Origin of the sequence: Formosa agariphila KMM 3901, assembly GCF_000723205.1 — a bacterium.
GTDB classification, from domain to species: domain Bacteria; phylum Bacteroidota; class Bacteroidia; order Flavobacteriales; family Flavobacteriaceae; genus Formosa; species Formosa agariphila.
This window is the reverse complement of the sequence record NZ_HG315671.1, coordinates 3277765-3299158: the sequence shown is the minus strand read 5'-3', so window position 1 is coordinate 3299158 and position 21394 is coordinate 3277765. Positions and strand designations below refer to the sequence as shown.

General features: G+C 33.1%; 19 protein-coding genes and 1 tRNA gene. 8 read left to right on the top strand and 12 right to left on the bottom strand.

Annotation, left to right across the window (positions count from 1 at the left end; all coding sequences use genetic code 11):
- Nucleotides 1-54: 54 nt before the first annotated feature.
- From yidD to BN863_RS13775, 5 genes are all read right to left on the bottom strand, one after another.
- A complete protein-coding gene (gene yidD / locus BN863_RS18325; RefSeq protein WP_084817545.1) occupies nucleotides 55-276 on the bottom strand; it encodes a membrane protein insertion efficiency factor YidD in 222 nt (73 codons plus the stop codon).
- A gap of 49 nt (nucleotides 277-325) precedes the next feature.
- Nucleotides 326-1810 (bottom strand): cysteine--tRNA ligase, encoded by a 1485-nt coding sequence (gene cysS / locus BN863_RS13790; protein ID WP_038531691.1) that lies wholly within the window; start codon nucleotides 1808-1810, stop codon nucleotides 326-328.
- A 12-nt stretch (nucleotides 1811-1822) separates the two neighbouring features.
- Nucleotides 1823-2500 carry a GTP cyclohydrolase I FolE gene (folE, locus tag BN863_RS13785; RefSeq protein ID WP_038531689.1) on the bottom strand — a complete coding sequence of 226 codons (678 nt, stop codon included), beginning with the start codon at nucleotides 2498-2500 and terminating at the stop codon, nucleotides 1823-1825.
- Between the two features lie 158 nt (nucleotides 2501-2658).
- Nucleotides 2659-4182 carry an OmpP1/FadL family transporter gene (locus BN863_RS13780; RefSeq protein ID WP_038531687.1) on the bottom strand — a complete coding sequence of 508 codons (1524 nt, stop codon included), beginning with the start codon at nucleotides 4180-4182 and terminating at the stop codon, nucleotides 2659-2661.
- 24 nt (nucleotides 4183-4206) lie between these two features.
- The gene (locus BN863_RS13775; RefSeq protein WP_038531685.1) at nucleotides 4207-5271 is read right to left on the bottom strand and encodes a hypothetical protein; all 1065 of its coding nucleotides are present in this window, start codon (nucleotides 5269-5271) and stop codon (nucleotides 4207-4209) included.
- 29 nt (nucleotides 5272-5300) lie between these two features.
- Here BN863_RS13775 and proS point away from each other — a divergent pair, with 29 nt between their 5' ends.
- From proS to BN863_RS13755, 4 genes are all read left to right on the top strand, one after another.
- Complete coding sequence (gene proS / locus BN863_RS13770; RefSeq protein ID WP_038531683.1) at nucleotides 5301-6779, top strand: proline--tRNA ligase; 1479 nt, start codon at nucleotides 5301-5303, stop codon at nucleotides 6777-6779.
- A 171-nt stretch (nucleotides 6780-6950) separates the two neighbouring features.
- Nucleotides 6951-7022 (top strand) — tRNA-Glu (locus BN863_RS13765).
- A 26-nt stretch (nucleotides 7023-7048) separates the two neighbouring features.
- Nucleotides 7049-7300 (top strand): 30S ribosomal protein S20, encoded by a 252-nt coding sequence (gene rpsT, locus BN863_RS13760; RefSeq protein WP_038531682.1) that lies wholly within the window; start codon nucleotides 7049-7051, stop codon nucleotides 7298-7300.
- A 176-nt stretch (nucleotides 7301-7476) separates the two neighbouring features.
- Nucleotides 7477-8040: a peroxiredoxin-like family protein gene (locus BN863_RS13755; protein ID WP_051774832.1), complete on the top strand. Its 564-nt coding sequence runs from the start codon at nucleotides 7477-7479 to the stop codon at nucleotides 8038-8040.
- 142 nt (nucleotides 8041-8182) lie between these two features.
- On the opposite strand, the gene BN863_RS18495 is transcribed toward BN863_RS13755, so the two are convergent.
- Nucleotides 8183-8320, bottom strand: coding sequence for a hypothetical protein (locus BN863_RS18495; RefSeq protein WP_158409021.1), 138 nt, complete (start codon nucleotides 8318-8320; stop codon nucleotides 8183-8185).
- 594 nt (nucleotides 8321-8914) lie between these two features.
- Here BN863_RS18495 and BN863_RS13750 point away from each other — a divergent pair.
- Nucleotides 8915-9907, top strand: coding sequence for a T9SS type A sorting domain-containing protein (locus tag BN863_RS13750; protein WP_038531679.1), 993 nt, complete (start codon nucleotides 8915-8917; stop codon nucleotides 9905-9907).
- Between the two features lie 96 nt (nucleotides 9908-10003).
- Here BN863_RS13750 and BN863_RS13745 read toward each other — a convergent pair whose 3' ends face one another.
- Complete coding sequence (locus BN863_RS13745; RefSeq protein ID WP_038531677.1) at nucleotides 10004-13657, bottom strand: AAA family ATPase; 3654 nt, start codon at nucleotides 13655-13657, stop codon at nucleotides 10004-10006.
- A gap of 12 nt (nucleotides 13658-13669) precedes the next feature.
- The gene (locus BN863_RS13740; RefSeq protein ID WP_038531675.1) at nucleotides 13670-14872 is read right to left on the bottom strand and encodes an exonuclease SbcCD subunit D C-terminal domain-containing protein; all 1203 of its coding nucleotides are present in this window, start codon (nucleotides 14870-14872) and stop codon (nucleotides 13670-13672) included.
- A gap of 372 nt (nucleotides 14873-15244) precedes the next feature.
- Here BN863_RS13740 and dcm point away from each other — a divergent pair, with 372 nt between their 5' ends.
- Nucleotides 15245-16495 carry a DNA (cytosine-5-)-methyltransferase gene (gene dcm, locus BN863_RS13735; protein ID WP_038531673.1) on the top strand — a complete coding sequence of 417 codons (1251 nt, stop codon included), beginning with the start codon at nucleotides 15245-15247 and terminating at the stop codon, nucleotides 16493-16495.
- Here the strand turns inward: dcm and BN863_RS13730 are convergent.
- The 4 genes from BN863_RS13730 to BN863_RS13715 form a co-directional block, all read right to left on the bottom strand.
- Nucleotides 16485-17195 (bottom strand): hypothetical protein, encoded by a 711-nt coding sequence (locus tag BN863_RS13730; protein WP_051774830.1) that lies wholly within the window; start codon nucleotides 17193-17195, stop codon nucleotides 16485-16487. The genes dcm and BN863_RS13730 overlap by 11 nt on opposite strands.
- A 283-nt stretch (nucleotides 17196-17478) precedes the next feature.
- Nucleotides 17479-18135, bottom strand: a complete 657-nt coding sequence (locus tag BN863_RS13725) for an SCO family protein (protein ID WP_242404036.1) — start codon at nucleotides 18133-18135, stop codon at nucleotides 17479-17481.
- 4 nt (nucleotides 18136-18139) lie between these two features.
- Nucleotides 18140-18757 (bottom strand): toxin-antitoxin system YwqK family antitoxin, encoded by a 618-nt coding sequence (locus tag BN863_RS13720; protein ID WP_038531670.1) that lies wholly within the window; start codon nucleotides 18755-18757, stop codon nucleotides 18140-18142.
- Between the two features lie 7 nt (nucleotides 18758-18764).
- Nucleotides 18765-19520, bottom strand: coding sequence for a YHYH protein (locus BN863_RS13715; protein ID WP_038531668.1), 756 nt, complete (start codon nucleotides 19518-19520; stop codon nucleotides 18765-18767).
- 512 nt (nucleotides 19521-20032) lie between these two features.
- On the opposite strand from BN863_RS13715, the gene BN863_RS13710 reads away from it, so the two are divergent.
- Both BN863_RS13710 and BN863_RS13705 read left to right on the top strand, forming a co-directional pair.
- The gene (locus BN863_RS13710) at nucleotides 20033-20407 is read left to right on the top strand and encodes a cupin domain-containing protein (protein ID WP_038531666.1); all 375 of its coding nucleotides are present in this window, start codon (nucleotides 20033-20035) and stop codon (nucleotides 20405-20407) included.
- 350 nt (nucleotides 20408-20757) lie between these two features.
- Nucleotides 20758-21360, top strand: a complete 603-nt coding sequence (locus tag BN863_RS13705; protein WP_038531664.1) for an alpha-ketoglutarate-dependent dioxygenase AlkB family protein — start codon at nucleotides 20758-20760, stop codon at nucleotides 21358-21360.
- Nucleotides 21361-21394: the final 34 nt, after the last annotated feature.

Genomic DNA, 21394 nt, shown 5'->3' with positions numbered 1-21394 from the left:
TAGACATTTGCTCAGGTATTAAAAAAATATAGTGCGTTAACAACTATTTAAATTTTAGGGTACGGGATCGTAACCTGATCCGCCCCATGGATGGCAACTAAAAATGCGCTTTATACTTAACCAACCGCCTTTAAATAAACCGTGTTTGGTGAGTGCCTCTTTGGTGTATTGTGAGCATGTTGGGTGGTAACGACAAGACGCAGGTGTTAAAGGAGATATAAGGGTTTGGTATATCTTAATTAAGAATAAAAATGGAGCAATTAACAAACGTTTCATTGAAATATAAAAAAACGGACAAGTTAAAAAGCTTGTCCGTGTTATGTTTTTAATTGGTCGAGAATGTTGTACCATCCTTTCCGTCGTTAAGTTGTATGCCAACGGCAGCAAGTTCATCTCGAATTTTATCAGATAAAGCGAAATCTTTATTTGCTCGCGCTTCTTGACGTAATTTTATAAGTAAATCTACAGCTCCAGTTAATTTGTCTTCTCCTGGTTCTGTTTGAGATCCGTGAACCAACCCTAAAATATCGAATGTAAAGGTGCTCATGGTATCTTTTAATTCTTGTAAATCGGCTTCAGTTAGTGTTGCTTTTCCATCTTTTAATTGATTGATGAATTTTACAGCTTCAAACAAATTAGCTATAAGAATTGGTGAATTAAAATCATCGTTCATAGCGTCGTAGCATTTCTGTTTCCAATCGGCTATATTTATAGATGAGGTTCCGCTTGTTTTAAGCGTGTCTAAATCTGAAATGGCATCCATTAATCTATTAAATCCCTTTTCACTTGCTAACAATCCGTTATTCGTAAAATCTAGAATACTACGGTAATGGGCTTGTAACATGAAAAAACGAGCTACACTTGCGCTAAACGGTTGCGAGATGTTTTTGTTTTCTCCAGTGAAAATTTCTTCAGGCAGAATGTAATTTCCAGTAGATTTTGCCATCTTTTTACCATTCATGATTAACATGTTGGCATGCATCCAATAGTTAACTGGTGTTTGATGATTGCAAGCTTCTGCTTGAGCAATTTCGCATTCGTGGTGCGGGAATTTTAAATCCATTCCACCTCCATGAATATCAAAATGTTCACCTAGATACTTTGTGCTCATGGCTGTACATTCTAAATGCCATCCAGGAAAACCATCGCTCCAAGGCGAAGGCCAACGCATAATATGCTGAGGTTCTGCTTTTTTCCAAAGTGCAAAATCTTGAGGATTTTTCTTGTCGGTCTGACCATCTAATGCACGAGTGTTGTGAATTAAATCTTCAACATTCCGTTTGCTTAATTTACCGTAATTGTTGGTTTCATTAAATTTTAAAACATCAAAATATACAGAGCCGTTTATTTCGTATCCAAATCCATTATCGATAATCGTTTTTATTAATTCGATTTGTTCAATAATATGTCCAGTAGCCGTAGGCTCTATACTTGGCGGTAAAAAGTTGAATTTATGCAAAATGTTATGAAAATCTACAGTATAACGCTGTACAACTTCCATGGGTTCAATTTGTTCTAAACGTGCTTTTTTAGCAATACGGTCTTCACCTTCGTCGGCATCATTCTCTAAGTGTCCAGCATCTGTAATATTACGGACGTAGCGAACTTTGTATCCTAAGTGTTTTAAGTAGCGAAAAATAGTATCGAAAGACATAAATGTTCTTACGTTTCCTAAATGTACATTACTATAAACGGTAGGGCCACAAACATACATACCAACATTCCCTTCGGTTATTGGTGTAAAAGCTTCTTTTTGCCCTGAAAGTGAATTATAAATTTTAATGCTTTGTTGCTTGTATAGCTGAGGCATAAACGGGATGATTTAAAATTGCGTCTCTAATTTAATATAATCTAAAAGCTCTCTACGAGTTTCGTTGTCTTTGAATTTTCCTCCAAATTCGGCAGTTACAGTACTGCTTTCAATATCTCTAATTCCTCGAGAATTTACACATAAATGTTTTGCATCTATAATACACGCTACATCTTCTGTACCTAAAACACTTTGTAATTCTTTTACAATTTGAATGGTTAATCGCTCTTGAACTTGAGGACGTTTTGCGTAATAATCTACAATACGATTCATTTTAGAAAGACCAACAACATTCCCTTTAGAAATATATGCAACATGAGCACGACCTACTATAGGTAATAAGTGGTGCTCGCAAGTAGAGTATACGGTAATGTTTTTTTCAACTAACATTTCTCCGTATTTGTATTTATTTTCGAAAGTAGACGCGTTTGGTTTTTTGCTAGGATCTAATCCGCTAAAAATTTCTTTTACAAACATTTTAGCAACACGGTTAGGTGTCCCTTTTAAACTATCGTCGGTTAAATCTAAACCCAATGTTTCCATAATGTGGCGTACATCGTCTTTAATTAATTCTACTTTCTCTTCGTTTGAAAGTTTGAAAGCATCCGCTCGCATTGGCGTATCTGTAGCGCTCCCAATATGGTCGTCGCCATAAGCATCAAACTCTTCTAAATTATTATCAAATTTCATTTTTATAAAAAAATAATATTATTTTAATCAGCAAATATAAGTAATTCCGTTTTCTTTAAGTTTGAATTAGGAAACTATTAATAGTTGTTTACAAACCAAAAAGAAACAGGCCTGAATTCAAGTTGAAAACAGACCTGTTTTGATTTTTTAAGTCGAGTTTATAAAGCGAAACTTACAGAAAACGTAAAGCTTGAAATTTTAGAATCTAACGATGCAGAATCTGTTAAACCAACATTGTAAAGTTGATATTCAGAATCACGTTGCGATTGGTCGAAAGTTACATCAAGTTTAGTTGCGCCTAAACTATAACCTAGCCCTACCGAGTAACCGGTTAAGTCGCCTATAGTTTCTTCATTTTTATATGGGCTTTCTTCAAAACGATATCCACCTCTAAAACTAAGTTGTTTTAGTCTGTATTCTCCACCAACGGCATAAGACGAAGCACCTTTTAGCTCATTACTAATAAGTTGATTTTGTTCATTAAAATGCAAGTCATGTTCTGGTTTAAATTTCGAATTACTATAATCTTTATAAGCGTAATCGAAACTTATTAAGCCATGAGTTCCGAATATATATGCTAAACTTCCGGATAGTTTTCCTGGAGTTTTTAACTCATATTCTGGATGAATATTTACAATTTTAGGATTTACAATCTGATTGATGTTGCTACCATTTTCATTTCTAATAGTCGAAATGTATTGCGAAGTTTCTTCCTGAATATTATACCAAGTAGGTGAGTTGTATGTTAAACCAACTCTAAGATTATCTGTAGCTTTATATATTGTTCCTAATTGAAATGAAAAACCGCCACCTATAGTAGATAGTCTGTTTTCAAAATCGACATTATTAACTAACGACCCATTATTAGAATTAGATTCTTGTAAATAAGTGATGCGATCGTAATTAATAAAGTGTGTGTTTAGGTTAAGACCTAAGTATAAACGGTCTTTAACCTGAGTTGCCAGATTTACAGCAATCTTACCATTGTATCCAGTAGCCGAATATATGTAATTTTGATTGAATGTGCCTGGAGCAATGTTAGAAGTGTATTCTGTATTATCGTCATCAAAAGAATTAGGTTGTATAATATAAGATTCGTAACCTAAAAATGCTTGTTGATTTCCTGAACCGTAAGTTCTACCAATTTCTGAATATGCTTGTGAAAAAGATTCGTTAGGGAAAGCAGAAATTTGATCTAAACGTTGTCCGTCTGCATAAGATAGAAAATAACCATCAATAGAATTTGTATTTATACCATGTGCAGCCCAATCGTCTTTAAAATCTTGAGTTTTATCATAAGTAAAGGCTAAAGTGAATTTTTTAAAAGCACTATTCATATTCGGATTATGAAATACGAAAGCAGCACCAATTTGTGTAAATTCTGTATATGCATCCGAAAAAGAATCATGGTTATTAAAATACTCCGTGTCATTATCAATGTTTAAGTTTGTTAAGGTTACAGACATAAAAGCATCGTTAAAAACTGCCGATCCTGCAGGATTGAGACTGGATGCAGATAAATCTCCTCCTAATGCTCCAAAAGCACCGCTTAAAGCTCTAAATCTTGCCGAACCTACTATATTATCTTGGGAGTACCTTACAACATCTGTTAGGTCTTGAGCATAAAAAGCAGGCACTGTTAGAATGCCTGCTAGTATAAAAACTAATGTTTTAAAATTCATTATAAAAATAGTGTTTGTTGTTTGTTATCTTCCGCTTCTAGATGATCTACTAACACCTGTTCCTCTAGACGAACTTCCAGAAGTAGAGCGGCTAGGAGTAGAGTAGCTTCTGCTAGACGACGATGCTCTATTGCTGCTATTGTAAGAGCTGTTAGAGTTATTACTTCTACTTGTGTTATACGATGAATTTGTTCTGCTAGAAGTATTGTAGTTTCTTGTAGAACGTGTAGTTGTCTGGTACGATCTTCTGTTCGTACTATTAGAAGTATTAGTTCTTGACTGACTATTTCTAGTAAGGTTTTGGTATCTGCTACTATTACTATTTCTAGTAGATGTAGTATAACGGTTACTATTTAAATAGCGATTTTGACTATTATATGCTAAGCCTTTTCTGTAGCCCATATTGTTTCCTCTGTATCCGTTGTGGTAGTTTGGGTGATTCCAGTAACCAGGATATCCCCAGCCACCTCCGCCGTAACCCCAACCAAAGCCCCAGCCTCCGCCGTAATAAGGAGGGTAGTATCCGCCACCCCAGCCCCAACCGCCGTAGTAAGGTCTGTACCATCCAGCATAACCCCAACCGTATCCGTAATAAGGGTAGCCAAATCCGCCATACATAAATGGGGCATTATATATAGTAACTGTAATGCCTTCTGTTTGTTGTCCCCAACCTGCATTTCCGTTATAGTCGTTTTGCCCTGTATAGGTGTCTGTGTAGTTGTTGCTTTGGTATGTTTCTACATCTGTAAAAATAGAATCTTGTTCTGCCTGAGCGTTATAGTCTTCTATTTCTTGATTTTTTTCTCTGAAATAATTTTTATAATAAATATTGTCTGCAGAGTCATTAGATTGATATACTACAGTTCCATTATTGTAATTATTATTTGGTGTTCCATAAATCCCATCATTATTTTGCTGAGCATAATCTTGTGAACTTCCACAAGACGAAAGCACAAACATGCCGCAAAGCATTATAATAAATGAAGCTTTATATTTTAAAGTGTCTTTAAATCTCATATCGGTAGTAAATTTATTGTTGAACATAACAAAAATAGTTAGTTTTGCTAAACTATTTAATGTATTTAACATAGTGGCAATATTTATGCCAAATAAAGAATATGAGTAAAAAACTTACAAAAAGAGCCGAAGACTATTCCAAATGGTATAACGAATTGGTAGTAAAGGCTGATTTAGCTGAGAATTCTGCAGTTAGAGGGTGTATGGTTATTAAGCCATATGGTTATGCAATTTGGGAAAAAATGCAAGCCGAATTAGATCGCATGTTTAAAGAAACAGGCCATCAAAACGCATACTTTCCATTATTTGTGCCTAAAAGTTTATTTGAAGCCGAAGAGAAAAATGCAGAAGGTTTTGCTAAAGAATGCGCTGTAGTAACGCATTATAGATTACAAAATGATCCAGATAAGCCAGGAAAACTACGTGTGGATCCAGAAGCAAAACTAGAAGAGGAGTTGGTCGTGCGACCTACAAGTGAAGCTATTATCTGGAATACTTATAAAGGTTGGATTCAATCGTACAGAGATTTACCATTGTTAATAAACCAGTGGGCGAATGTGGTGCGATGGGAAATGCGTACGCGTTTATTTTTACGTACTGCAGAGTTTTTATGGCAAGAAGGACATACAGCTCATGAAACAGAAGCAGAAGCAATAGCTGAAGCTGAGTTAATGAATGGTGTGTATGCTAATTTTGCAGAAAACTTTATGGCTATACCTGTAGTTAAAGGATTGAAAACCGAGAGTGAACGTTTTGCAGGTGCTGTAGAAACTTATTGTATTGAGGCTTTAATGCAAGACGGAAAAGCCTTGCAAGCAGGAACGTCTCATTTCTTAGGTCAAAACTTTGCTAAAGCATTCGATGTAAAGTTTACATCTAAAGAAGGAAAGCAAGATTATGTATGGGCAACCTCTTGGGGGGTCTCTACACGACTTATGGGGGCTTTAATTATGACACATAGTGATGATCATGGTTTGGTATTACCGCCAAACTTGGCGCCTAACCAAGTTGTAATTGTTCCTATATATAAAACCGATGAACAGTTTGAAGAGGTTTCTAAAGTTGCTAATTCAATTATGAGCGATTTAAGAAGTAAAAATATCTCTGTTAAATACGATAACCGTACAACCTTTAGACCTGGGGCTAAATTTGCACAGCATGAATTGCAAGGTGTTCCTTTACGAATAGCTATAGGACCAAAAGATTTAGAAAACGGAACAGTAGAGCTTGCAAGACGAGATACTTTAACAAAAGAAGTCGTGGCTTTAGATGCCCTTACGGATACTGTTGAAGGTTTAATGAAAATAATTCAAGACGATCTCTATAAAAAAGCATTCGATTTTAGAGCAGAACACACAACTAAGGTGGATACTTTTGAAGAATTTAAAAATGTTTTAGAAAATACTGGAGGATTCATTTCTGCCCATTGGGACGGTACAACAGAGACGGAAAATCAGATAAAAGACATTACAAAAGCTACAATTCGCTGTATACCAGAAGGTTATGTAGAGGAAGCAGGAATGTGTGTGTTTAGTGGAAAGCCATCTAAGCGCCGTGTGTTATTTGCAAAAGCATATTAAATTTAATTTTTTTTCAAAAAAACTTTCAATTGTTGTTGCAACATTCAAAAAAGGTTGTATATTTGCACCCGCAATGCGATAAATGAAAACAAAATCACATTGAAAGTTTTTTGAAAAAATGTTTTGCAAATAAGAAATTAAGTTTTATATTTGCACACTCAAAAAAATAATGGCCCGTTCGTCTATCGGCTAGGACGCCAGGTTTTCATCCTGGTAAGAGGGGTTCGATTCCCCTACGGGCTACAATCATTTAATAAGAAAAGATCAAAATGGCAAATCATAAGTCATCGTTAAAAAGAATTAGAAGTAACGAAGCTAAACGTTTAAGAAATAAATATCAGCATAAAACGACTCGTAATGCTATTAAGAGATTACGTGATGCTGAAAGTAAAGAAGATGCACAAGCGTTATATTCTAACGTAGTGTCTATGATTGACAAGTTAGCAAAGAAGAATATCATTCACGCTAACAAAGCAGCAAACCTTAAATCAGGTTTATCAAAGCACATCGCTGCACTATAATTAAGATCTAAGTTATATAATAACAGAAAGCTTCTCAGAAATGAGAAGCTTTTTTGTATTTAACATATTTCAGAATATTTCACGACTAATATAAGGTCAAGATTTAAAAGCAGTGCTAAAAACCGAAGCGATATACTTGCAGTACGCATATCGCTTACAACATAAATACTACAGTAATGAGTGCATTAAAAGAATTTCAAAAACTAGTTATAGCGAACGCAACAGATGCAAAAGGGATTCCGGTTGGAGATAAAGCACCAGATTTTACATTACCAAATGCGCTTGGAGTAGATGTGTCGCTTTCAGAACTATTAAAAACGTATACTGTTATTGTTAAGTTTTACAGAGGGGAGTGGTGCCCTATTTGTAATTTAGATTTACGGGAGATTCAAAAATCTTTACCACAAATTAAGGCTTTAAATGCAACAGTCCTTGCTGTAAGCCCTCAAAGTGCTGATGATAGCTTAACTGCTAAAGAGAAGAATGCGCTTCAATTTGAAGTGCTAAGTGATGCTAAGCAGGAGGTAATTAAAGCCTATAATCTTCAGTTTGATCCAGGAGAAGATTATCATAGTAGAAGGGATTTAAACCTTTTAAATGCAGATGGGTCTAAAACTTTACCTGTGCCAGCCACCTTTATTATAAATAAGACAGGAGTTATTGTAGGATCTCATGTAGACTCTAATTATACCGAGCGTATGCATCCTCAAGATATTATAGCCGTTCTGGAAACCTTATAGTAGAAGAATGGTGAAATTCAAGCGGGGCTTTTAAAACATATTAAAATAGAACAAAAAAAATCTCAGATTAAAATAATCTGAGATTTTTAGTTTTTAAGCGTTATCTAAATAATATGTATGCTTTTAATAGTTGTGAATTTAATTATTCAATAAAAATATGTTTACTAATAGACACATAATCTACACCATTAACTTTTAAGATATAAATTCCAAAAGCGATTTGAGACATATCAATAGCATTGTTTATTAGGCTTGAAGAAGCGATGTAACATCTCTCCATAAAATTCTGTCAGTTCTTCTAAAGTACAAAGAGGTTTTCTGTTTTCCATCGTTTTACTAAACTTATGTACCATTAATCAAACAGGTTGATTAACACTTAATCTTAATGGGTTTGTATTTCTTTGAAGTAAATCTTATTTAATAGGTTTTAAAAGGAATATAGCTTCATGATAAATGAGATAGTAAAGGATGGATTTTTCCCTAATAGTTACACTCTTAACTTGATCCATTTTTTGTAATACTCTGTACGGTCACATTTGCATACAACTCCTTAATTTATCTCTTTCTATTTATATATATATATATATATATATATATATGAAGATTCTTGTCCAAAATTACTGTAAAACTTAAACTATTCCTTTCTTAATTTTTAATACTATTTATTTATGAATAATAAGTAATTAAGGATATTTAATTTTTTTGATATAATTTATTTATAGTCTGTGTTTTTGTGTTAAAATAATTGTATATTCGAAAAACCTTTTTGGTTAACCAGTTTGGTTATCCAGATAAAACTTAATAAATTACTTAACTATATGCTTAAGTAATGACATTCAACTTTAATTAATTTTAACATTTTAAACAATTATTTATGAAAACAAAACTACTTTTTACAAAACAAAAATCTAACGCACTATACTACCTATTGGTACTCTTTTTGTGTTTTAATTATGGATATAGTCAAGAACTTGTTAAAAATGGTTCTTGTGATGATTTTCAAGATGAAACAGGTGATAACGCAGATGCTTGGGATATGACTCCTAATAGTACTGTAAAACTCAATGGAGCTAATGGAGTAGAATCACCAAGTCCTTATAAATATGATGAAGACAATAATCCAGACGGATGGAGTAATGATGCTTTAGAAGACGCTTTGGAAATTAAATATCTTGGAGAAGCTGGTTCTTTAGATGAACAACCAGGATCTACAAGCAGTGGTAACAATGATACTAGAGGGGTTAAATTGTATGACGATGGTAATCCAAGTATAACAGGTAGCTCACGACGTTTATATCAAAGAGTTGTAGGACTTACAATTGACAATGTTTATAATTTTTCAATTGATTCACGTTCAGAAGCAGCTGGCACAACATCAGAAGTATATATATTAAATACTCAAATTGCTAATGAAGATGGTATTGACGCTAATGGTTATAATGATGCTTCGGTTGTTACTGGTATGGATATTACAAATGACAATCCAGACTGGGTAACAAATACTTTTTCTTTTACAGCAACAACTACCGAAGTTGTAATTTATGTTAGGTCGCTAGGGTCTGTAGATACAGATACAGAAGTGTTTTATGATAATATTTCACTTCAACAAGATAATACACAATCTGTTGACGATGTTTTAGCTTCAAATTTCAAAGTATATCCAAATCCAGCTAGCGATTATATTAACATTGAATCTAAAAATGTTAAAGTGTCTTCTGTAGATTTGTATAATATTCTAGGAGCAAAAGTATTATCTTCAGGATTAATACAAAACCGAGTAAATGTTTCTAATTTAAGTAAAGGTGTTTATTTAATGAAAATAAACTCTGTAGACGGTTCAGTAACAAAAAAGGTGGTAATTGAATAATTCCTTTTTTTAATACATAACAGAAACTCTATAACTCTTTAGTTATAGAGTTTTTTTGTTTTTTACTAAAGTCTTATTTTAAGTTTCTTAATGACTTTATACAATATTTACAAAACTTACACCATTACTCTTCTTTGTAATTTGAATTTGGGTAGGTATGCGCTCTTTTAAATTCTCGACGTGAGATATAATCCCAATTAATTTACCTTGAGATTTTAATGTTTCTAATGTTGAAATTACGGTTTCTAAGGTGTTATTATCGAGTGTTCCAAAACCTTCATCAATAAATAAGGAGTCAATCTTTACATTTTTACTGGCTAAATCCGATAAACCCAATGCCAAAGCTAGACTTATTATAAACTTTTCACCTCCACTAGACGTGTCTACTAATCTGGCTTGATCCGTTTGGAAATGATCAATTAAATTAAAATTAAGCTCTTCCTTAGGTTTATAGTCATCTTCCATCTTTAAAGAATACCGCTTATTTAAATTATATAAATGAACATTAGCAAGATCCAATAAGTGCTTTAAAGTTAAACGCTGTACATATACATTAAACGCATCTTTAGAATTTCCTATAAGTTTAAAAAGTTCCCTCCAGGTGCCACAAATTGTTTCTTGGTTAGCAATTTTTTTATAAATGTCTTGGTTTCGGTCTTTAATTTCTTGGTCTTTTCTGAAGGCTTCTTTAATCTGCCCTTTTGCTGTCGAAAAACCATCTCTTCTAACTTTTAATTCATTTAAAGCCGATTTGCTCTCCGCTTCAGACAGTTCAAAAGTTTTCGATGCTTTTAATGTTTCTGCCGCTTTTTTATGTTCTTCTTGTAAGGTTTTTAATTTGAGCTGATTATCTTTTAACCGCTGTCTAGATTGTGTATAGCTTTGTTTGTCTTCCGGATTAAGAAGTGCTTTTTCTATATCTTCCTTATTTAAGAAACTACTCGTTTTTAACTGTGATTGGAGTGTGCTATCTAAAACTAATTTTTCTTTCTCTAAAGTGTCTAAATCGGTTACATACGATTTTTGTAAAGTTTCTTTCTCTCTTTTGGTGTCTATAAGACTTTGTAATTCTTTTTTAGAAGCATCAAAGTTTTTGGTTAACTGCGTTATGGCATCCGATAATTGCATTCTTTTGCCTTCTACTGTGACTTCAATTGGTAAAATAGCAATGCGATCTACCTTTATTTTTTCGGCTTTTAATCTACTTTCATCTAAAGCTTTTATGTATTCTTTTTCAGCGTCATAATGCGCCACCAACTGCTTGTCAAGGTGTTCTAACTTTGTATTTACTACGGTAATTTTTCCTTTAAGCGCATCAAGGTCTTTTTGGGTTTTATTAAAGTTGCTTATCTCTTTTTCTAAGGTTTCAATAAACGCATTTATATGGTCTATTTCAGGTAATTTGTAGTCGAATTTAGATAACTTCGAAATTAAATCTTGCTCTAAAAGGTTCGTAGTTTGCGTTAATGCGATAATCGAATTTTGCCTTTGCTCAATTTCTTCATTAGCATTTTTAATAGTTTCACTTAGTGTAGCGTCTTTTGTTTTGAAGCTTTCAATATCTACTTTTAATTTATCGCGTGTTTTAGATAAATCGTCTTTTTTAGATTGTAATTTCTGAGTAGATTTTATGGTTTGGTCTAAAGCTTCTAAAGTATTTTTACATGAATTTAATGCTGTAGTTATCTTCTCTAAATCGGTTAATTCACAATTTAAGGCTAATGATTTTGCTTTTAATTGAAGTGAAGCAATATCTGTATTAATGGTTTTTATTTGAGTGCTATGGTTGTCAATTTGTGTTTGTAATACAACTTCTTTTTTCTCTAGACTAGATTTAGATTCTGTTAAGGAATTAAGGCGCTCGCGTCGCGTCTGTACTTCTAATTCCGATTTAGAAACACCAACAGATTTTAGATGTTCTGCAAACGGGTGTTCTGTAGAACCACATAATCCACAAGGTTGCCCTGGTTTTAGGTGCTTACGAGCAGCATCGAATTTGGCGATACTTTTTTCTAATTCTAATATTTTTTCGGCATCGCTAACTGCAGTGTTTTGCAGTGCGATTTGCTTAGTTAAGGTTTCTAGTTCCGTATTAAACTGCTTTAATTCTAAAAGCTGTTTTTCCTTGTTAATCGTGAATTTTTCTAAACTTGTGGTTTCTTTTAACGTCTCTTCCGCATAGTTTTTAAATTGTTTCCAATCGGATTCTGTTTTTAAGATTTTATCTTTTTCAGAAATTAAATCGGATAATTTATGTTTCTCTAACTCTAGAGAAATAGAATCAATGTTTTTGGTAATCGCTTCAATTTCGAATTCAGATGTTTTGAATAATGCTTTGTTTTTGTCTAATTCGGAAGTCGTTAATGCAATAGCTTTTTGCTTAGTCGCAATAAAATCAGCATGTTCGCTTAGGATGTGTTTATTGCTTTTTAAAGTGGATAAATTTGATGCCCAATTAGATAATTCTGCGTCGACATTTAGTAAATAGTTGTTTTTAGAAACAAAGCTTGCTTTAATTTTAAGTTCCGACTCCGTTAGTGCTAATGCTTTTGTGTGTTTAAGGTGTTCCGCCTTGGTAGTGTTAAGTTCTAGCTTTAACGCTGCTAATTTTTTTTCAGATTTTATCTGATTCTCCGTTTCTACTTTTAGTGCACTATCTAATTTTGTAACAACATCAAACTTTGGTTGCCAAGCGTTAAATTCTTTTTTAGCGACTTCTAATGCCTCGTTTTGTTCTGTACTTAATTTTTCTAAAACGTGAACTTTAGGGCCTAGTGCTGTTAATTCTGTTTGCAGTTTTTGTAAGTGATTAGCTTTTTCTGTACTGTGTTTTTTATTTGTATTAAAATTTTGAATTAATTCTTTAAACGGTTCAGCCTTTTCGTTTAAATCTAATAAGTCGAATATGGGCTTATGTTTTTCAAAATGCGTTGAAATAATTTTAGAATCTTCTTCTAGCTTCTTAGACTGACGCTCTAGTTCTTCAGACTTGATATACCAATTCACAATCTGTTGCATAGCTTCAAGCTCTTTTTCTGAATCTTTAATTTTGGTATCTAAGTCAAGATTTCTTTGGTGTAATTCATTTTTAGCCTCGTCAGTTAACACATCATCTGCATTAATTTTAGATTGAATATCTTTTAGTTTATTTTCTTCTAAAGATTTTCTGTCTAAGATACCTTGTCCGATTTTTTTATAAATTTCTTCGCCTGTAATTTGTTCTAAAAGTTTTCCTTTTTCTGGTCCTTTAGCCGATAAAAATGAAGCAAATTCTCCTTGGGCTAACATTACAGATCTTAAAAACTGACTATAATCTAATTGTGTAGCTTGTATTACACCTTCACTTACCGCTCTTTTTTGAGTCGATAATATTGTGTTGGTAGTTAGGTTTTTCAAACTGACCTCTTCCTGAGGATTTAATAGCGATTTTCCAGTTTTAGATGCTAAACGTATGCCCCAGAATGCCTCGTAAATTACATGTTCATTTTCGAATGTTACACGGCTAAATGCGTGATCTGCACCATGACTCACAACATCTTTTAGTGCCCCTTTAGAATTGTTGAAACGTGGAACACTATGGTATAAAGCAATGGTGATACAATCTAAAACCGTTGTTTTTCCAGCGCCAGTAGATCCTGTAATAGCAAATAATCCAGCATCTTTAAAGCGCTCGTCTTCAAAATCGATAACCGTATGCGTGTCAGATTTTAGAGAATTTATATTCTGTAATTCTATTTTTAAAATTTTCATAACGCCCTATACTTACTGATTTTTAACTGAATTTAGAATTTCATAAAACGCATCCATGACTTCTGGTCTTTCTTCTAAATTAAAATCCATTTCTTTACATTTTAGTTTGAAAACTTCTGTTGGTAATAATTCTTTTATAGATGTAGTGTCTTTTAATAACTCTTCGATACCTTTAATTTTCTGCTGTTTTTTTAAAGCAATCTTTAAAATTTCAAACGGATAATTTTCTGCAGCTTTTTTTAAGTCGTCTGTATTAACTGTATGCGATTCGTCTAAAATAATTTCTACCCAAGGCGTTAAATTATAACTGTTAGTAACAACTCTCGGAAACTGAGAAATGCATGATGCAATATCTCCTGTTAAGCGATGAAAAGGTCTAAAATCGGGAATAGTATCACTTTCAATGGTCTTAATTTTATTGTCTTCTACTGTTAATACAATTACTTTTTTGTCGTAATTAATTTCGCTAAAACTTAACACATTTGGCGATCCTGAGTATCTAATTTTGTTATTATCACCCACTATCTGTGGTCTGTGCAAGTGTCCTAGAGCAACATAATCAAAGTAAGAAGGGAAGTCGGAAGCTCCTATATGTCCTAAAGTACCCACATAAATATTTTGTTCGCTATCTGAAATAGACCCGCCCATGGCAAATAAATGTCCCATAGCAATTACTGGAGCAGTTGTTGTATTTATTCGTTTACATTGCTCGGCAGCTTGCTCGTAATGTTTTATTAAAGCAGTTTTATATTTATCGGTTAAATCTTCAAAAGATTCACCTGCTGTTGCACGTCGTATATCTCCATCTCTTAAATACGGCACGGCGGCGACAATTATTTTTTCAGTGTTAATTTCAATTTCAAACACTTCATCTTCAATAGCTTCAGAAGCTTTTCCGACGACATGAATAGAAAGGGCTTTTAATAAGTCTTTAGGAGCATTTAATGTGCCAGGAGAATCATGATTTCCGCCAGTTATTATTATAGATTCACAGCTTGTACTTTTTAGTTTTACTAAAAAGTTATAATACATATGTAGACTTTGGTTGGATGGTGAACCGCTATCAAAGACATCTCCAGAGATTAGTAGGACATCAATATTATTTTCGATGATGTAATCTAGTACCCAACTTAAAAAAAGAGTTTGTTCTTCGACCTGAGATTGTTCATGTAATCGGTGTCCTAAATGCCAATCGGCGGTATGAAGTATCTTCATAGTGTATTCGTTTTCTGTTTTAAAGATTTACACAATTTAAATGTATCTAAGCCTAAATGTCAGGGCAGTTCTCGAGATGGTGTAGCACATATTACATGTACAGGCTAGACGATATTGGGCATTCAAACTTAGTGAACGTAGTTATAAAATGAAATAAAATAGTCTAATAAATATACCTTTTTTATACGTTTAGCAGATAGAACTTAATAATTATGTTGTTGTTTTAAAGTATAACAATAATAAAGTGAAAGCTATTACATATAAACACGCGAAAATATTATAAAAGTATAAGATGTTTTTACTAATTTGATTGACATATAAATGTGGTTTCTTCATCTTGAAATCATATTTTTGTAAAACAAAATAGGAAAGTTGAAAATTAAAGTAATAGAATTATTTGCGGGTGTCGGAGGATTTCGAATCGGTTTAGAAGGATATCCTGAAAAACAAAATTCACCTTTTAAAGTGATTTGGAGTAATCAATGGGAGCCAAGTACTAAGCTGCAACATGCTAATATGGTGTACGAAGCAAAATTTGGGGCAAAAAATCATTGTGGACAAGACATTTCCTCGGTAGAAACTAAAGATATTCCTGATCACGATATGCTGGTTGGTGGATTCCCATGTCAAGATTATTCTGTCGCAACAACGCTAAAGCGCAGTGATGGTTTAATCGGGAAAAAAGGGGTGCTTTGGTGGCAAATTAATAGAATTATTGAAGATAAAAAAGATAGAAAACCTAAGTATTTATTATTAGAAAATGTAGATCGATTGCTTAAATCTCCTGCCTCGCAACGCGGACGGGATTTTGCGATTATGTTGTCTTCTTTAAATGCTCAAGGTTATGCTGTAGAGTGGCGCGTTATTAATGCTGCAGAATATGGTATGCCGCAACGCCGTAGACGGATTTTTATCATGGCTTATCACAACACTACAGAAACCTATAAACGTCTTGAAAATACAGAAGATAAGGAAGATTGGCTGTTAACAGCAGGTCTTGCTGTAAAAGCATTTCCGAGTGCTAAAAAAGATGATAAACTTACAGTAGGAACGATAGATGATGATTTAACTAAAGTGTCTGACGATTTCAATAAAGGACAAAAAACATCGCCATTTCAAAATGCTGGGGTTATGATTAATGGGACGTATTGGTCTCATAAATATTTATCAAGTTTTGAAGGCAAACGCAGTACTTTAAACGATGTTTTAATACCCGAAGAAGACGTGCCTGCAGAGTTTTATATTGCAGATTCAGATTTAGATAAATGGACGTATCTTAAAGGTGCGAAGAGTGAAGAACGTGTAAATAAAGCGCAAGGGTTTACATATAAATATAGCGAAGGCGCTATGGTGTTTCCCGATGCTTTAGATAATGCGTCGCGAACAATTATTACTGGAGAAGGCGGGAAGTCGGCTTCTCGATTTAAGCATGTTGTAAATCAAAATGGAAAACTTAGAAGACTTACACCTGTAGAGTTAGAACGTCTAAATATGTTTCCTGATAACCATACCAAACTAGATGGTATAACAGATACTAAACGTGCCTTTTTTATGGGCAATGCTTTGGTTGTTGGTGTGATTGAAAAGTTAGCCAAAGTATTGGCTGATGAAATTAAGAATTAAGAAGTATACTGCCTGTGTTTAATTTTGAAAGAAAACTAAGTTTTAAAACTAAGTTTATAGGTTTTTCGGCTTTGTTAGTCATAGAGTAATATAAAGCACCTTGATATTTGGGGTGTAATTCTGTGATAATATGTTTCCCGTGCTTGTTACTTGCTCTAATGCTTTTATCGAGTTTTAATAATCGTTGTTCGGTAAGTCCTAATTCAGCTAAAGATTCTATTAGTCTATCTCTATATATCGCTGTAATTTTAACGTTCTTAACGCCTCCAGATAAACACTTTCCCGTATTTGTATGTATACAGGTAATTAAAAAATAGATGTTCGTTATCTTAGAGCTGTCAAAAAGCCAGCCTTTATGATACTGATTGTTTTTAAGGTACGACAGTTCAAAGGCAAAAGTAGGGAGTGCGGTGTTTAAATAATCTAATTGCGCTTTCTCATCTACATAAAATGTTTTGTTTTTGTTAAAGAGAAGAAGATCGACACCTTGATATTGTAAACTAAGATCTGTAACGCGTTTAACGGCATATCCCGAGGTTCTAAATATATTGGGGTACACCATATCTAGATATTCACCTAAAATAGCCTCCTTATTTAAATCTTTATGGAAATTAGAATGACTCATTTTTACTTGTTCTAAGTAATTAAATTCACCTTTTTTCTCGGGGCATGTTGATGCGTCTAAACTTATATAAAGCATTGGTGTAATAAGCTTAGGTTGTTAGGGCTACAACATTTTATTAACTTCTCATGGATTCTAATAATTTTATTGAATCTGATTGAATTTGGGAATGAACGTTGCAAGTTTTAATTTGATTATCGTCTTGAGTATCATCAAAATCTTATTTTAGTGCAACAATCTTTCGGTTGCACTAAAATAATAATTTTTTTAGTTAATAATCTGATAATGATAGTTTTCTGAATAGTTTTTAAGACGGATTTGTAGAATAACGGATAATTAAAGCATTAACTTAAGATTTTTTTTATTCCGTTTTTAACGTTTTAATATCAGTAATAAGCTGCGCTACAGATGCTCTGTTTAATCCGTTGTAAATACCTCTGATGTGTTTGTTTTTATCAATAAGTAAAAAGTTTTCGGTGTGTAAAAAATCATCTAAACTTTTAGGGACGCCCAAATCATTTTCAACAAAATACTGGTTTCTACCCAAATCGTATATTTCTTTTTTATCGCCTGTTACTAAATGCCATTTGTTATTAATAACATCGTGAGATTTAGCATATGCATGTAATACAGAAACTGAGTCTTTAGAAGGCATTACAGAATGCGATAATAAAAGAATTTCAGAATCATCTTTAAATTCATCTTGAATTTTAAGCATACTTTCTGCTAGTTTCGGACAAATTCCAGGACAGATTGTAAAGAAAAAATCGGTAACATATATTTTATCTTCAAAAGTGCTTTGAGTAATGGTGTCTCCTAATTGATTAACTAATTTAAAATCTGGAATCTTATGAAACTTTTGTTCAGCTTCTGATCCAGGTGTAATCCAATTTGGTGTAAAAGACTCATCTTGGTAGTAGGGTAGATAGTCTACTCTACTAGTTTCAATAGTTTTAATATTTTCTTTTTTAGGTTCATTTTTACAACTTGTATTTAATACAATTATAAAGATGAACATTGGGCTATATTTTATTATCTCTTTTAATAACTTCATTTTCTAGTTTATAACATGAATTTGCTCTTTTCATACCAAAAATTCTTCCGTTTTTAGCTTCATAATTTACATACAAGGTGCCGTTTTTTAGCCATGCTTTTTGTAAACCGTTTTCTTTTCCGTTTACAAGTTGTCGCTGTTTTGCAAGTTGCCCATTAGGATACCATTCTTTTTCAATTCCTTGTTTTACACCATTTTCGTAATGGCTTTGAGATGATGACTCACTATTGTCCCACCAAGTTTTGTACTCGCCATCGAGACGATTGTGTTTATAAAAAGATTCTACGCGAAGCACACCCTTATCTGACCATGTTCTGGCTACGCCTTCTCTTTTCCCATTTACATACCCTAATTTTTCTGTTAAGGTACCGTTAGTATGATATGTCACTGAATATCCAAAATAAGGTTTGTCTTTATAATACCATCTGCCTTCAATCGGGTTTAAAATCAAATCAGATTTTAAAACTTCAAGATTTTTGATTGTTAATGGAGCTTGAGTCGCAATTGTATTCTTATCGGTTGTGGTTTTATTACATCCGATAAGGTAAATCGAGGCGAATATCAGTATAAAATAATGTACTTTCATAGGTGTATTAATATCCTTGATATGGTCCAGCAAATGCTAAATAAGATCCTGTTGTAGAATATACTTCGTTTATTATATGGTAATGGTATTCTTCTTCACTATCAGTATATTGTGTTGCAGAGGTATGTCCGCCAGATTCATCTAAATCTGTAGGATATGTCCCTGTAGAAAAACATTTTCTACCGTATAAAAACACACCATCTAATAAGATGCCGGCTAAACTGTCATCATCGTCTGTAAACGCTACGGGTTCTAAATGGTAATGGTATACGCCTGGTCCGATGTGCGCTCCTGTCCAATCTAGACTTGCTGCAGCCTGATCTAAATCTCCTCCACCTTCTTGGTCGTTAAAGATTGAAGCACCGCTTACCGCTATACCTATAGTGTTTAATTGTGTATCTACGGTTCTTCCGGTTAAGTCTGGTGTGGCGTCTACTGTAATTGTTACTGCATTATTGTTGCTAGACATAATTGAAGGTGTTGTTGCTACGTCAGGCTCTTCTATATACAAAGAGTTGCCTTCTCCCCAATATACGGTTTCGTGATCTGGTAAACCTGTAGTTTCTATAACCACATTAGATCCATCTAAATAAATAGTGGTTGCATCTGTATTAAAAGCCGCAAATGCAGGGTGTAGCTCAGTAACTGTATCTACATCTGTACTTGTTGTGTCATCTTCAGAATTAGAATCATCGCTTGAGCACGCTACAAAGAATGCAATCATTAATGTTACGGTTATAAAAGTTGTGATTGTTTTTTTCATAATGGTTCTGTTTTGTTATCGCTTGTTTTTTTATTTGTTATATGCATTTAAACGAATTCTAATATGTAGTATAAAAAAATCAATAATCGATTTAAAATGTTTTATTGATATGCTATGTCTTAGCGATTAAATGCTGATTTATTGAGTAAATCTAAAGGTTAAACAAACATAAAAAGGAAGCAATCAACAAAGACAACTAGCTTTTAAGTGAACCACCTATTCTGTTCGGTAAATAAAAAATAACTGACTGATAAAAGTCATATGTGTTTAATTGAAATTTTTGTAAGGCGTTCTATAAGTAGAATTATAGCAGTGATTTACTAAAAAATTAAGTGCTTTTTCCTTGTTTATTAACGGACTATTTTATGGGATATATTAAGACCAAAAGATTGATAAAATAAGGTCCTTAAAGTGTTAAATTTTCTAATACTTACTTCTTCAGGTATTAGAAATTAATTATCTTGCTTAGATAATTTTTATATTATAAAATATAAACCAAAAAACATAAACAAATGAAAAGATTTAGTGAAAAGTACATCGTAACAAAAGATATGGAATGGGAAGTTCTTGGAGGAGGAGTATCAAGAAAATTCTTAGGTTACGATAACCAAATCATGATGGTAAGCGTGAAATTTGATAAAGGCGCATTAGGAGCACCACATCAACATTTCCATACACAAGCTACCTATGTTGTTTCAGGTAAATTTGAATTTGAAATTGATGGAGTTAAGCAAATTGTAGAAGCTGGAGATGGCGTTTATATAGAGCCTAATTTATTGCATAGTGCAGTGTGTTTAGAAGAAGGACAATTAATTGATACATTTAGCCCAGTAAGAGAAGATTTCTTAACAGGTGAAGGTCCATCTTACTTTGCAGATAAAGACTAATAAAAATATGTGCTACGTCTCTACGAAGCCTGAAATAGTGTTTTACTAATGAATTTAGATTCTGTAGAAAATACTTATAGCATTTTAATACAGCGGCTAACAAATTTTTGTTAGCCGTTATTTTTTGTCATATAAAATCTAGATTTTTATTCATATTACTGTATTAATAGACTCAACTCTTGACTTTAAAAAATCTTGAAATTGGTATTAATTCATTTCCTGTTGATGAAGATTATATGAATATGATGTCTAATAGCGATGATGATTTATATTTTCAGAACGTTTAATATAGAAATAAGTTACAATCGACTTATGGATTGTTTGTTAGTAGATTATAAAATTTAAAAAAAATGGATTTATTTAATACAGACCCAGAATCGAACATCTTACCTTTTGATGGAGAAGTGAATTATTATGGTCCAGTCATTACTATTGATAAGGCTCAATATTACTTCGACCAATTACTACAGAATATTCAATGGGAAAATGATAAAGCTATTATTTTTGGTAAACTTATAATCACAAAACGAAAAGTAGCTTGGTATGGGAATCAGCCATTCAATTATACTTATTCGAAAACTACCAAGTCTGCATTACCTTGGACTAAAGAGCTTTTAGAACTGAAAGACGTAATTGAAAAAAAGACAGGAGAAACGTTTAACTCTTGTTTGCTCAATCTGTACCATAGCGGAAATGAAGGTATGGCTTGGCACAGTGATAGTGAAAAGGATTTAAAAACGAACGGAGCAATTGGTTCTTTAAGTTTTGGGGCAGAACGTAAATTTTCCTTTAAGCATAAAGCAACAAAACAAACCGTTTCCGTGCTGTTAGAAAAAGGCAGTTTGTTGGTCATGAAAGGCACCACTCAAACACATTGGTTACATCGTTTGCCGCCAACCAAAAAAGTAAATAGACCCAGAATAAATTTAACATTTAGAACAATAGAACCTTAATACCGCAAGTATCAAGGTTTATTGTCTTAGTAAA